This window comes from Vibrio sp. Y58_MX_L22 (assembly GCF_024181865.1).
Lineage (GTDB): Bacteria > Pseudomonadota > Gammaproteobacteria > Enterobacterales > Vibrionaceae > Vibrio > Vibrio alginolyticus.
In genome coordinates, this window is sequence record NZ_JAMZAN010000003.1 from 1 (window position 1) to 14376 (window position 14376).

The following is a 14376-nucleotide window of genomic DNA, read 5'->3' on the forward strand; positions in this document are numbered from 1 at the left end:
GCAGAGTCCGTAGATATCTATAATCAAATGAGGCCTCATACGGCTTTAAAATACAAAACGCCCGATGAAGTACATCGAGCGTTTTAGTTAAAAAGTGTCAACCCATATCAGGACGGGTCAGTGATACTTCACTTAGCTTTTCCTACTTATTTGGGTTCTCTTTTAGTTTCTCCATCACTTGATCGAGCGAGAAGCTTGCTGCTTTTTGCCTTGGTGGGAACTCTTTAAACGTTTCAAGGAATCTGCCTACGTAAGCTTGCGCAGGAACAAGCATGTAAGCACGGTCTAGCATCCAATCGTAGTAAGTGTTAGAAGTGATATCAGCCACTTCGTAAGGATCCATACGCAAGTTGAAGATCTTAGGAACACGAAGTGTGGTGAATGGTTCAGCCCAAATACGCAACGTGCCTTTTGCTCGTTGCTCCATAAAGACCAGCTTCCATTTGTTATAGCGAAGTGCAGTTAAGTCTCCATCATCTGAGAAGTAAAAAATTTCTTCTCGTGGGGCCTTATCCTCTTTACCAGTCAAATATGGTAGGAAGTTATAGCCGTCTAGGTGAACTTTGAATTTCTTACCATTCGCACTATAACCTTTGAGCAATTTCTCTTTGATCTTGTCATCACCCGCGGCAGCAACGAACGTTGGCATCCAGTCCATGTGATGCATGATATCATTCGAAACAGAGCCAGCTTTAATTTTACCCGGCCAACGTACCATCGCAGGAACTCGGTACGCACCTTCCCAGTTGGTATTTTTCTCTCCACGGAATGGCGTTGTACCTGCATCTGGCCACGAGTTCATGTGTGGGCCATTATCGGTGGAGTAAAAGACGATTGTGTTGTCTTTAATACCCAAATCATCCACTTTTTTCAGTAGCTGACCTACATGGTTATCATGCTCGACCATACCATCTGCATACTCGCTGATACCTGTTTTTCCAGAGTTCTCTTCTTTCACATGAGTACGGAAGTGCATACGAGTTGCGTTCCACCAGACAAAGAAAGGTTTTTCAGCCTTGACGGCACGATCCATAAAGTCGAGTGCCGCATCTAACGTCTCTTCATCCACGGTTTCCATGCGCTTGCGAGTTAGAGGTCCTGTATCCTCAATTTTGCCATCAGCGTACGAACGGATAACGCCGCGCGGACCGAACTTTTTACGAAACTCAGGATCTTTAGGATAATCGACGTTTTCTGGCTCCTCCTCGGCGTTCAAGTGATAAAGGTTGCCAAAAAATTCATCGAAGCCGTGATTAGTAGGAAGGTGCTCATCTTTATCACCTAAGTGGTTTTTACCAAATTGCCCTGTCATATAGCCCATCGGCTTCAGCATTTCGGCAATGGTTGCGTCCTCTTCCTTCAAGCCAAGATCAGCACCTGGAAGCCCCACTTTACTCAAACCTGTTCTAAGAACGGTTTGGCCCGTAATGAAAGTAGAACGGCCCGCTGTACAAGATTGCTCACCGTAATAGTCAGTGAACATCATGCCTTCTTTGGCGATACTATCTATATTTGGTGTTTTGTACCCCATCAAGCCAAACGTGTAAGCACTGAGATTGGACTGGCCAATATCATCACCCCAAATGACGAGAATATTTGGTTTCTCTGCTGCGATACTGCTACTTGTCGCACCGATTAAAGCGGCGGCAAGAATCGCTAATCGGCGTTTAACGCCATATTTCGCTGTCATATAAACCTCTGTGTGTATTAGAAAAGTGCTTCCTGCAACAGAATGTATAGTTCACAAATAGCGGATAAGCGAATTTACTAAATGAGAATTCTTTCTATCTTTGCCTAACATTACACCGTTATTTGTAGCTAATACGCACTCCAATAGCACTTTAGTTCAGAGCGACATCGCACCATTCATCACTACTGTTAATCTCAAGTATTAAGATTGTCTACGCATATCACAGTGCTCATAAAGTACCTGATTGCTTTTATATAAATATTAATGATAATACGTTTTACTACTATTAATAATTAAGGTACCCGTGTGCTTGACTCCAAGGTTTCAAATGGAAAAACTTCCCAATGCCAACACAACGGCGTTCACCATAATGATGAGGAGCTATTACTAGATAAGCACACTCACTCTGTGGTACTCAATTACTTGCCAAACAAGAAATCTGTTCAGTTAACAAGCATTCAATTTAAGCTGCTGCAAACTCTCACTCACCATCAAGATCAAGTACTTAGTAAGCCTTTTCTTTACGAAACAGTACTAAAACGTGAATTTACTGAACATGATCGAGCACTCGATATGCACATGAGCAGAATGAGAAAGCGTCTAGTTCACGAAGGTGTTCCAACAGACAGAATTCAGACAGTCCACCGCCAGGGTTATATTTTCAAGCGCTCAGACAATCAACAGAAAAATTAACGCTAATTGACCCAACTTTTGGTAATTGACCGCTTATTTTGCTTTAATTAATGCAAATTCTAATCACGTAAAATAACTCAATGAATTTGCGCTTAATTTTTACACTTTGCATTGCTACTTTGTTTGCCGGCTGTGCAACCTATGCTGGTCTTAACTATGACCAACTGTTTGGTCCACAGCTCGTGCGTGAACGCACAGTTGACGTAGAAACCCCTCAAGCAAACTTCTTCCAAAGCGAAGTTAAACCCATTATGGATAACCGCTGTGTCGTCTGCCACGCGTGCTACGATGCACCATGTCAGCTTAAGCTCTCTTCTGTTGAGGGCATTGACCGTGGTGCGAGTAAAGCACTGGTATATGAAGGAACAAGACTCACAGCCGCAGCACCAACACGCTTATTCGAAGATGCAGAAACAACCCAAGAGTGGCGCGATGCGGGTTTTCATCCGGTTCTCAACGAACGTGATCAAAGCATGGCAGCCAACATTGACGCAGGCCTTATCGCACGTTTGCTACAGCAAAAAGAGCGCCACCCATTGCCTGACCAAGTCCAGTTAGAAGGCTTTGACTTTTCGATAGACCGAGAGCAAACCTGTCCAACGATTGAAGAATACGAGCAATACGAAAAGGATAACCCAACCTGGGGCATGCCTTTTGGTATGCCAAATCTATCAAACAGTGAATACCACACACTCATGACTTGGTTGGAAAACGGCGCAATAATGAACGTTCACCAACCTGTTAGTGAGAATGAGCAAGCGCAAATAGATAAGTACGAAACATTACTTAACCACTCTGATTTGAAAAATCAGCTGATGGCTAGGTATATATATGAGCATTTGTTTTTATCTCATCTCTACTTTTCGGAACTCGATGAAGATCCCCGATTCTTCACGCTCGTCCGCTCTGCTACACCACCAGGACAGCCCGTCAAACGTATTTCAACGCGTCGCCCGTACGATGATCCAGGGGTTGAACGTGTGTTTTATCGAATTATTCCAGAGCAAGGGACCATAGTAGATAAAACTCACATGCCATTCGCGTTAAACAAGCAACGCATAGAGAACTGGAAAACTTGGTTTATTGATGCTGATTACATGGTTAGTCAGCTACCGAGTTATGAACCAGAAGTTGCTGCAAACCCGATGACATCATTCATCGACCTTCCAGTGAAGTCGCGCTTTAAGTTCATGCTAGATAATGCACAAAATACAATAATGGCATACATCAAAGGCCCAGTTTGTCGTGGCCAACTGGCATTGAATGTTATCAATGATCGCTTTTGGGTGTTTTTCCTTGATCCAGATAAAGCAGACATCCCAGAAGTAAATGAGTTTTACCGATCTCAGGCTGATAATCTAAAACTACCGGCAGAGCAAGAAAGTAACACGCTACCTGTTACCAACTGGGTCAAGTACGCGCGTCAACAAGCTCGCTACCTAGAGGCTAAATCTGAGTTCACTAATAACTGGTTTAAAGAAGGTGAAAACCTATCCACCGAAGTAATTTGGGATGGTAATGGCACCAACCATAATGCGGCATTAACGATATTCCGCCATTTTGATAGTGCTTCTGTTGTTCAAGGGTTAGTTGGTGAACAGCCTAAAACAGTGTGGATTCTTGACTACGCGTTACTAGAGCGTATCCACTATTTGCTTGTTGCTGGGTTTGACGTTTACGGTAACTTCGGCCACCAGCTCATGACACGAATGTTTATGGACTTCTTGCGTCTAGAAGGCGAAAGTAACTTTATCTCGTTGTTACCCGCCGATATGCGCCATGAACTTCAATCTAGCTGGTATAAAGATCAAAGCCCGCAGTTGAGTGACTTTTTACAACGAAATGTGAAGCCGTTTAACCAACCAACCAGCGTTCAGTATAAGAGTGACGATCCAAAAACGGAGTTGGTGGAGTTGTTGAGAGAACATGTCTCAGATGTGCTTCTGCCTCGCTACGAAATTCAAGACACGGCTCTTTCTGCGAGTAGTGAAAAGCAACTAAAACGTATTGACCACGTTCGTGGTGAAGGCCTGAAAACCGTTCCGCAAATCACTATGCTTATGGTGAGAAGTAAATCAGGGGAAGATGAATTGTTCACCTTACTTCACAACAATGCACACACAAACATCTCTAGCTTGTTTGATGAAGAAAGTAACCGTGACTTTGCTAACGATGACATGACCATTGTACGCGGCGTTGTGGGAAGCTACCCTGCGGCATTTTTCTCGATCAACGAAAACCAAGTAAAAGATTTTGTCGATCAATTTAGTGCCATCCAAAACGAGTCCGATTACGTTAAGTTATTGGATAATTTTGCGATTCGTAGAAGCTCAGAAAAATTCTGGTCATTTAGCGATCGTTTACACAATTGGTACCGTACAAAACAACCGATCGAATTTGGATTACTTGACTATAATCGTTTTGAGAATCGATGATGATTTAAGGGGGTTCTCATGGGTATCCGAGATAACATTGCCGCTCTTGAACAACAGATTTACGTTGCTTGTTCTGAGGGAGACTACGAAACGGTCAATATGCTTGAGCATCAACTCGAATACTTGCGTGGCAAAGTGGAACATCCTTTTGATGATGACCCTTATGCCCTAGACACTCGATTCGAGTGGGAAGATGACATGACCGAATAGAAAAAACCTCCGGAAAGCCGGAGGTTTTTTTATTTTCAATGCTCGATGGATTACTTCGCCATTAACTCATCCAGAGCTTGAATTGATGCAGACACTTGAGAAACTAAATCATCTTTAGTCGCATTATAGGTATCTAAAGGTTGAGCCGCGGCTTCAATTGCTTGGCAAGCGTTCATTAATGCAGTTAGTCCTAAACTTCCCGCGCTGCCCTTTAATTTATGGGCAAGGTTCTTTACTTCTTTACTATCATTGTCCTCAGCAGACGCTTGCAGTTTGCTTAATACATCAGTGCTGGTGGATCTAAACAGATTAATAATGTGCAACATCTTATCTCTGCCCAAGATTTTCATATCGGACTCAATCACGCTCGGATTAATGATAACCACATCGGGTTCCTTTTTTTGGGGTGCTTGAACGACCTTTGATTGTAGCTCTTGTTCTTGAGGCGAAATTTGATCAAACGGGGTACAGTCGGCATTTTGTGGCAACAACAACGGCTTTCCGTCTAGCGCATCCTGAATCAATGCCGCGAGTGCCTCTTTTGCCAATGGCTTAGGCAAGTATCCGTCAAAACCAGCGGCTAGATAGCGCTCAACTTCTTCCGCAAAAACGTGCGCAGACACTGCAATCATTGGCGTGACGGCAAGCGCTTTATTGGCCGGCTTATCACACTCAATCCGCTTTAAGCGTTGGATCAACTCAGTTCCATCACAATCAGGGAGGTTGATGTCGACCAAAGCGATATCAAAATCTTGTGTGCTGATCAGTTGCTCTGCTTGTGAGCCGTTTTCTGCCATCACGACTTGATGCCCCATGCTTTCTAGAAAACCTTCCGCGACCACTCGGTTGACTTCATTATCTTCTACCAGCAAGACCTTTGCTTTCACTTTGCAACGTGCGGTTGCCACGGTTCCTGTTTCAACAGGTTCGCTTTCCTCTAACGGAATAGAGAACCAGAATCGGCTACCATTTCCCTCTTCGGAATCGACTTCTAAAACACCGCCCATCGCTTCAATGATTCGCTTACTGATAGCAAGTCCAAGCCCCGTGCCTCCAGTTTGGCTCATCCCACCTTCAGCTTGCGTGAAGGCATCAAACAACGTTCTCTGGTATTTTTTGGCAATTCCTATTCCAGTGTCTGATACTTCAAACAGGACTTGCGACTCGTCCTCTGGGTTCAGGCTAACGTAGATATCAATTTCTCCTTCGTCAGTGAACTTAATCGCGTTACCAACAAGATTGTTCAGCACCTGACTGATTCTGGTGACATCCCCTTTCCAGTAGCGACTAACATCACTTTCAATATGGTAGGAGAACAGCAGCTTCTTCTCTTGTGCTCGACTGTTCATTAACTGGAAAGTGTCCTCCACCATTTGGTGTAAATCAAAGCCCATGTGACGAATTTCTAAATGCCCCGCTTCAATCTTGGAGTAATCCAGTACATCATTAAGGATCGCGAGCAACGTTTTACCACTACGATTAATGATTTCCGCATAACGCTTTTGAATTGGGTTGAGGCCTGAGTCAATCAGCAAGCGTGCTGTCCCCAACACTCCGTTCATTGGCGTTCTTATCTCATGGCTCATCGTCGCCAAGAAAGCCGATTTTGCTCGGCTCGCTTGCTCTGCTTGCTTGCGAGCTTTAGCGTGATTCAAAACCTCTTCATTCAAACGGCGGTTTGCTTGTTTTAACTGCGAAGTGCGCTGCTCAACGAGCTCTTCTAAATGCTCTTTATGCTCCTCAAGCTCTCGCTTGGCTTGAGCTTCACCCTCTGCTACCACTTTCAGTGCTTGCGCGGTATTACGAGCCGTGATGATGGCCTGCCCCATATGCGCCAACTCATCTTTGCCTTTCACTTCCAACTCAACCGCTAAGTTACCCTGTGCCACAGACAGTAACGCAGCGGAATATTCCGCTAACCGCTTCACAACAGAAAGGTACACCACACGCCATAAAATCAGCACCAATACAATCAAACCAACAATTGAAATAACGGTTAGAGACCATTGAGCGAATTTCAATGTGCTGGTCAATTGGTCTACAGCGACGGTAGTGGTTTTGTTTGAATCATCAACCAATTTGTTGACCGTGCCATTAAGCTCTGAGAACAACTCTAATGTCTTTTGCATCAGCTGTTGTGACTGTTCGTTATTCTCGTATTGCTGCATCAGTATAGAAAATACGACCTGACGCTTACCAAGCTCTATGAGCAGTTGGCTCATTTGCTTAGAGCGCGTAGGATCTTCCACAGCGAGTACACGGCGTTGCATGATTTTGAGGTTGCTATCGAAATCACTTTGAACCTGTTGAATTCGCTCAATATTCGTTAATGTCCGAGCCTCTTCAATTTGATTCAACATTTTAAAGGCCAACAAGTGCAGTTCATGCAATCGTTCCGTCAGATCAAGATCGACCTCCACCAGTGCATCTAGCGCCTGATAAACTTGCGATTTTTTATTCGATTCCAATAAGTCATAAATATGCGTGACGTTAGCAACAGCAATGGTGCTCGTATTCTGAACTTGCGTACGAGTTAGTTGTTCTAGCTCTTCACTGAGCAGACGCATTTCTTCAACACGAGTATCTATCTCTTTTGCAAGCCACAGCTTTTTTTCAACCGAAACACCGAGTTCTGCCAAATTGTCGATAACGTTCTGGACGTTATTCTCTAAAGCTTCTAACAATTGAGAATCGAACGACTCACTCCCGAGCTCCTTGATGTGAGTGAGTAAAGACTCGAGCTGTTCGAACAGCACTCGCCCTGACTCCTTTCTTTCCTGCTCGTTTCTTGCGTTCGACAACATTTGTACAGACGAAATAATACGAGTACTCAACTCAGATACTTGCCTCGCCTCAATCATGGCGGGAATCGCAGAATCCACGACATTTCTTTCGGTTTTGGCAACCAAAGAAAATCCAGACACACCAATAAGTGCCGATAACATGACCAGTATTGCCATCGCAATGAAAGACAACAAAAGTTTACGACCGATGCTTGCAGTTGCTAGCAGCATATTTTCATGACCTTAATGTTCGTGTTCAGCGACATATTACGTTATATTTTGCAGTGTTTACTTAATCTATGCCAACGAACTTCATTTCATGGTTAAAAATCAACACGCATTTCGCACATTTTTCAAACATTCTGCAGCCATTTTAACCCTAGTTGCTTCTTTGCCAGCGGTTGCCGCAGAGAAAATATGTGCAATATACCCTCACCTAAAGGATTCATACTGGTTGTCAGTAAACTATGGAATGGTGTCCGAAGCGAAAAGAGAAGGTGTCGAGCTACGAGTCCTTGAAGCGGGCGGCTACCCAAACAAAACCCGTCAAGAACAACAACTCGCACTGTGTAATCAATGGGGAGCAGATGCGGTTATCCTTGGGACCGTGGACCCACAGGCTTACGAGCATTCACTTAAAAATTGGGTGGGGAATACTCCCGTTTTTGCTACTGTGAACCAACTCGACTTGGATGAAGAACAAAGTGAGTTGCTAAAAGGGACTGTCGGTGTTGACTGGCATTGGATGGGATACGAAGCGGGTCAATATTTGGCAGCTCGCCATCCAAAGGGGTCAGGAAAAACCAACATTGCCTTACTTTTGGGGCCGCGAACTCGTGGTGGTACGAAACCCGTTACTGCCGGATTTTATGAAGCGATACAAGGAAGTGATATCAACATTGTTGACTCATTTTGGGCAGACAACGACAAGGAGTTACAACGTAACCTAGTTCAACGTGTGATCGATATGGGAAATATAGATTACATTGTTGGCAGTGCAGTGGCGATTGAAGCGGCCATCAGTGAGCTGCGCAGTGCCGGCAAAGCTGAGGAGATCGGTTTAGTTTCTGTGTACTTAAGTCATGGTGTATATCGAGGCCTGTTACGTAACAAAGTACTCTTCGCACCAACAGATAAAATGGTGCAGCAAGGTCGGCTTTCCCTGATGCAAGCAACGCATTACTTAAGAGGTGAAGCTTATGACAAACATGCCTCACCAACCATCAAACCACTGACTCCGAAGACGCTTCATGACGACACGATCGAAGAATCGTTATCTCCGTCAGAATATAGGCCGACATTCCGTGTTAAGGCTGTTGATTGAAAGACCAAAAACGTGTTCTATTGAGTCACAACAATTTTAAAATCATACAAACGGAAACATCTTGATGCAAAAAACCATTCGTACCATGCCAACCCATAAACATGTGGCTTTGGTTGCTCACGACAACTGCAAACCTGAGCTACTTCGCTGGGTAAAAGAAAACAAAGAAAAGCTACAGAGTCACTTCCTTTACGCAACTGGCACGACAGGACACATGCTAAGTAAAGAAACTGGACTTGCGATCAAGAGCATGATCAGTGGTCCGATGGGCGGTGATCAACAACTAGGCGCTCTCATTTCAGAAGGCAAAATCGACGTTCTCGTTTTCTTTTGGGATCCACTGAATGCCGTACCTCACGACCCAGACGTTAAAGCGCTTCTTCGTATTGCTAGTGTTTGGAATATTCCTGTAGCAACGAACCGAGCCACCGCTAAGTTCCTGTTTAACTCCCCTCTTCTTGAGCAAGAAGTAGACATCGAAGTGCCGGATTACGAAGCCTATCTTGCTGAGCGTATGTAAGCTTTGATGCCAACCAAATAAAGCAAAGGCGATACCAAGTATCGCCTTTGCTGTTTTTAACATTCTAAACGCTGCATTTAACGGGAAGTCACGATGGGATAGTCACCATTAAAGAGCTCTTGAACGAACGCAGACCCCGCACCAGTATGCGTGATCCAAACCTTCTCTTTTGCACGTGTAATCGCCACGTAAAATAGCCTGCGCTCTTCTGCGTAAGGGAATTTGTCTTTGGACTCCGTCAACGCACCATCAATGTGAATTTGCTTCTTCTTAGCGGGGAATTGCCCCTCATCCACAGAAAGAATAATCACAAAGTCAGCTTCGCGTCCTTTACTCGCATGGCAAGTCATAAAGCGAATATCGAGATTAGGGAAACGTCGCAACCAATCGTCGAACAAATCGGGCTTGTGATAATGGTTACGTCCTAGCAATAAAACTGACTTGGTTTGCTTGGCTTGTTGATTCAAGTGATCCAAGATCTTTTCCACTTGATTGCTCGGCGCGGTATGTACGCTCTTCTGCTTGCGTTGTTTGTGGCTGTTTAGTGTTTTCGGCAACTGCGATGGGTTTTGCTGCACGAATGTATTCGCTACATCACCAATCTGATTGTTGAAACGATAAGTTGTATCTAAGTGATGAACGGTTGAGTGAGCAAAGCGTTCTTTAAAGCCAGTGATAAGATCGACATCCGCTCCTGCAAACTGATAGATCGCTTGCCAATCGTCGCCAACAGCAAATAACGTCGCACCTGCTTGTTTCTGAGTGGATTCACACAGTGCTTCAATCAATGCCAGACGGTCTGGAGAGATATCTTGATACTCATCGACCATAATAAAGCGCCATGGCGAGACAAACTTTCCTTTATTCACATAATCTGTCGCACGACTGATCATGGTTGGGAAATCCACTTGGTTGCTTTCTTTAAGCATTTTCTGCCACGCTGTAAAACATGGCCAGCATAAGGCGAGTTCACTATTTAAACGCGTATAGTCTTGGTGGTTTACGAGCTTTTCTTGTACTTGCTTTTTGGTCAACCCTACCGCCGCTAAATGAGACAGCTGCGAATCTAGCCAAGCGATCAGTTTTGGATTTTCTGAATGGCTTCCTAACTCATCATCCCCTTTTAGGTACGCAATCGGCCATTTGTCTAAATGTTTTTGCCAACGTTTAAAGTTGGTGGGTGTCATCCAATGTTTTTTCAACCAGTCTACACACCATGCCGTTCGTTGATTTTCGTCCAACGCTAAAGGGCTAATTTCGACAGGTTGCTGTTCGACTTGTTTAAGAATATACAAGCCCAACTGATGGAATGTGTTGACGCGCACACCGTCTGCCGCCATGCCCACTTTATCTACTAAGCGTTCTTTCATTTCAGTCGCCGCATCACGACCGAACGCTAACATGAGAAGCTCTTCTGCTTGAGCCTGATGGCTTTGCAACAAATAGGCAACTCGTGCGGTTAAAACGCTGGTTTTGCCCGAGCCGGCACCAGCAAGAACTAAGTTGTGGTCGTCGTTGAGTAATACCGCATATTGCTGGGATAAATTCAAAGGAGAGGATTCAATTTGATTAAACAGCACTTCCCAATTTGGACGTTCTGCTTCTAGCCAATCGCGATTACGCTCACCAAGCGCCTCAGAGGTATCAATGAGCCAAGGCTCTATTTGCGACATACGATTCGGCATTCGCATTTTGGCTTCTTCTAGGGTGGTTTTCATCTCGCTTAACTCTTGGTTAAGACTTTCAACCCAGGAGACCACTTGAGAATGCGATAAGTAAGCAGGCAAGTGCTTTAGTTTGTAAAGCTCTTCTTCCCACTTAGGTAGATACTCAGCCAGTTTTCGGCACTGAGTGTTGTGCCACTCTTGATATTGACGAACGGCCTCAAGCGCGAACTTTCGGCATTGTGGCCACGGTAAACCTTGGACTAGCCAGCTTTGTTGTTTGCCTTCGTGTTCATGAGCAAAAAACTGTAAAGAGCTCCATAATAACCCACGCTTTACGCTAACTTTGCCATTCCAGATCGTAAAAGGAATATGTTCTTCACTGCCTATCGAGCTTAATAAAACACTGTTCTCTTTTATTTCGACGTGATGGTACTCATTTTGAATAAAAAACTGTGCTTTGCTAGTGGCAGTAAGCTGCATGAAACGTGCGCCTTTTAGTTTAGAAGTTGTCGATTTATATCATTTTAAGGCGCTAAATTGTAGCAACGGCGAGCTCCTAAGTAAGCTTCTTCTTCTATTCTTTAATAAAATTCACATTACTGTCGATTTAATAACCTAAAGCTGAGGTTATTTGAAGCTGGCTTTACAATCCTCAATACATGACCTGGCAGCTTTAATATAAGTCAATGACATCCCTGCTGATTTTATCAGCAACCACGAATTTTTCTTAAAGTAAATCATAAACGCGCTATAGTGGGTCTGGTAGTATTCCCCCTGTTCTTCATCGGAAACATAAGGCGCATTGTGCAAGCAACTTCTAAATTTCGGCTATATTGGGCAAACAAGACGATAAATTACAGCGTTCTTATCCTCATTACCTTACTGGGTGTGGTTATCCCAACTTGGTACTTCGAGCAAAACACGCTGATAACGCCATTAATATTAGGCGTTATTGCTGCTGCTTTGGCTGAAAGTGATGACAGTTTCACTGGACGCATCAAGGCTCTGATTCTCACCTTTCTCTGTTTTGCGCTTGCTGCTTTTTCAATTGAAATCTTGTTCGATACCCCATGGGCTTTTGCGTTGGGATTATTTATCTCAACCTTCGGCTTCATCATTCTTGGGGCGATAGGTCCTAAGTACGCGAGTATTGCTTTTGGTTCGTTGCTGATCGCTATTTATACTATGCTTGGCGCACATGAAAGCACCAACATTTGGTTTCAGCCACTACTGCTTTTGACTGGTGCCGCCTGGTATTACTTCATGTCCATGATTTGGCAGATATTTTGGCCTCTTCAACCGGTGCAACAAAGCTTAGCCAATGTGTTCTTCCAAATGGCGAATTATCTTGATGCGAAAGCCAAGCTTTTTCACCCTGTGACCAACTTGACGCCACAACCGCTGCGGATTGAAGCTGCAAAATGCAATGCTGCCACGGTTACGGCACTAAACGTTTGTAAAACCACATTACTTAACCGATCGAAACGGGGTCACATTGATGGGCCTAGTGACCGATTTTTAAATATTTATTTCATCGCTCAAGACATTCACGAACGAGTCAGTTCTAGCCATTATCGCTATCAGGATTTAGCGACCGAATTTGAACGTTCTGATGTGCTGTTTCGTTTTAAATATCTTTTGGAGTCTCAAGCCCAAGCGTGTCGTGATATTGCACTAGCCATTCAGCTAGGAAATGAATACTCCCATACCGATCAATCTATTCTGGCATTAGCTGAAGTACAAAACTCTCTTGCTTATCTAGAAGAACAAAAGCAAGGGCACTGGAAACGTCTTCTGATGCAGTTAACATATTTATTCAATAACTTAGCGACGGTAGAAAAACAGCTTAATAACATTAACAACCCAGATGTTGAAGGCCTCGAAGAAGATACCCTCGCCGATACCAACCCACACACGCTAAAAGCGATGTGGCAGCGTATATCAGCAAATTTACACAAAGATTCGATGCTGTTTCGGCATGCATTACGTATGTCAATTGCCTTAACGATTGGCTATGGAATCATTCAAATATTCAACATCGACCGAGGTTACTGGATACTCTTAACCACTTTATTCGTATGCCAACCGAACTACAGTGCCACTCGCCAAAAATTGACGGCGCGAGTAATAGGTACATTAGCTGGTTTGTTGATTGGTGTACCATTGCTGACTTTTTTCCCTTCTCAAGAAAGCCAGTTAGTATTTATCGTTATCTCTGGTGTGATGTTTTTCGCCTTCCGGATGAACAACTATGGGTACGCGACTGGTTTTATTACACTGCTCGTCCTCTTCTTATTTAATCAACTAGGTGAAGGTTACGCAGTTGTCCTTCCTCGACTAGCAGATACCCTCATCGGGTGTGTGCTTGCAGTAGGAGCTGTATTAGTTATTTTGCCCGACTGGCAGTCGAGAAGGCTTCACAAAGTTATGTCGGATGCGATAGAGGCGAACAAGCAGTATCTCGATCAGATCATTGGTCAGTATAGAATCGGCAAGAAAGACAATTTGAGTTACCGTATCGCTCGCCGCCAGGCCCACAATAATGATGCCTCACTCTCTTCTGCGATTAGTACGATGCTGGCGGAGCCTGGCAAATATCGCGCAGCTGTTGATGAAAGTTTTCGCTTCCTAACGTTAAATCACGCAATGTTGAACTATATTTCTGCATTAGGCGCGCACAGAACTCGCATCGAAGATGAGTCAATTCATAAACTCGTTTTAGATGCTCACCGTTGTATTCATCAGCATCTGGATGTACTTCATAAACAGCTTCACCAGCATTGTGAGGAGTGTGACCTATCTAATATTGATGATGCTGGACTCGAGCAACGCTTAAACGAATGGCGCGATGAAGACGACAGCTCTGCCCGCATGGTATTGCAGCAACTTCATCTTATCTATCGCATGCTCCCAGAGCTTCATTCACTTGCTAGTAAGTTTGCCGTCAGGGTAAGTTAGTAACATTCAAACCATATGTAAGAGGGAAGCGCTATATCGCTTCCCTTTTTCTTTTTACGCTTCCATCTACCCCAAAGTGGGTAATTATGTACCTTC

10 protein-coding genes are annotated in these 14376 nt (G+C 44.1%); 7 read left to right on the forward strand and 3 right to left on the reverse strand.

All coding sequences use genetic code 11. The features are described from left to right. A partial coding sequence (locus NL626_RS07920) for an integrase core domain-containing protein (protein ID WP_138939050.1) occupies positions 1-87 on the forward strand: 87 nt, incomplete at its 5' end. A 55-nt stretch (positions 88-142) separates the two neighbouring features. On the opposite strand, the gene NL626_RS07925 is transcribed toward NL626_RS07920, so the two are convergent. Then, entirely contained in the window at positions 143-1690 is a 1548-nt protein-coding gene (locus NL626_RS07925) for an arylsulfatase (protein WP_253657201.1), read from the reverse strand. A 306-nt stretch (positions 1691-1996) separates the two neighbouring features. Between NL626_RS07925 and NL626_RS07930 the strand changes: the two genes are divergently transcribed. The 3 genes from NL626_RS07930 to NL626_RS07940 all read left to right on the forward strand — a co-directional run bounded on the left by NL626_RS07930 (position 1997) and on the right by NL626_RS07940 (position 5028). Continuing rightward, the gene (locus NL626_RS07930) at positions 1997-2383 is read left to right on the forward strand and encodes a winged helix-turn-helix domain-containing protein (protein WP_137282695.1); all 387 of its coding nucleotides are present in this window, start codon (positions 1997-1999) and stop codon (positions 2381-2383) included. 80 nt (positions 2384-2463) lie between these two features. Then, the gene (locus NL626_RS07935) at positions 2464-4818 is read left to right on the forward strand and encodes a fatty acid cis/trans isomerase (protein ID WP_213960644.1); all 2355 of its coding nucleotides are present in this window, start codon (positions 2464-2466) and stop codon (positions 4816-4818) included. 18 nt (positions 4819-4836) lie between these two features. After that, on the forward strand, positions 4837-5028 hold the full coding sequence (locus NL626_RS07940) for a hypothetical protein (protein ID WP_005376565.1): 192 nt from the start codon (positions 4837-4839) through the stop codon (positions 5026-5028). A 50-nt stretch (positions 5029-5078) separates the two neighbouring features. On the opposite strand, the gene torS is transcribed toward NL626_RS07940, so the two are convergent. After that, a complete protein-coding gene (gene torS / locus NL626_RS07945; protein WP_053307617.1) occupies positions 5079-8042 on the reverse strand; it encodes a TMAO reductase system sensor histidine kinase/response regulator TorS in 2964 nt (987 codons plus the stop codon). Positions 8043-8085: 43 nt separating this feature from the next. Between torS and torT the strand changes: the two genes are divergently transcribed. Continuing rightward, complete coding sequence (gene torT, locus NL626_RS07950; RefSeq protein WP_258479008.1) at positions 8086-9135, forward strand: TMAO reductase system periplasmic protein TorT; 1050 nt, start codon at positions 8086-8088, stop codon at positions 9133-9135. Between the two features lie 64 nt (positions 9136-9199). Then, positions 9200-9655 carry a methylglyoxal synthase gene (locus tag NL626_RS07955; protein WP_005376571.1) on the forward strand — a complete coding sequence of 152 codons (456 nt, stop codon included), beginning with the start codon at positions 9200-9202 and terminating at the stop codon, positions 9653-9655. 77 nt (positions 9656-9732) lie between these two features. Here NL626_RS07955 and helD read toward each other — a convergent pair whose 3' ends face one another. Next, the gene (gene helD / locus NL626_RS07960) at positions 9733-11802 is read right to left on the reverse strand and encodes a DNA helicase IV (RefSeq protein WP_253657203.1); all 2070 of its coding nucleotides are present in this window, start codon (positions 11800-11802) and stop codon (positions 9733-9735) included. Positions 11803-12126: 324 nt separating this feature from the next. On the opposite strand from helD, the gene yccS reads away from it, so the two are divergent. After that, positions 12127-14280: a YccS family putative transporter gene (gene yccS, locus NL626_RS07965; RefSeq protein ID WP_031781171.1), complete on the forward strand. Its 2154-nt coding sequence runs from the start codon at positions 12127-12129 to the stop codon at positions 14278-14280. Positions 14281-14376 lie beyond the last annotated feature (96 nt).

Excerpts from the sequence above, each read along its gene's own strand:
- NL626_RS07925 (WP_253657201.1), bottom strand. The coding sequence starts at position 1,690 with ATGACAGCGAAATATGGCGTTAAACGCCGATTAGCGATTCTTGCCGCC.
- NL626_RS07935 (WP_213960644.1), top strand. The coding sequence starts at position 2,464 with ATGAATTTGCGCTTAATTTTTACACTTTGCATTGCTACTTTGTTTGCC.
- NL626_RS07940 (WP_005376565.1), top strand. The coding sequence starts at position 4,837 with ATGGGTATCCGAGATAACATTGCCGCTCTTGAACAACAGATTTACGTT.
- torS (WP_053307617.1), bottom strand. The coding sequence starts at position 8,042 with ATGCTGCTAGCAACTGCAAGCATCGGTCGTAAACTTTTGTTGTCTTTC.
- NL626_RS07955 (WP_005376571.1), top strand. The coding sequence starts at position 9,200 with ATGCAAAAAACCATTCGTACCATGCCAACCCATAAACATGTGGCTTTG.
- helD (WP_253657203.1), bottom strand. The coding sequence starts at position 11,802 with ATGCAGCTTACTGCCACTAGCAAAGCACAGTTTTTTATTCAAAATGAG.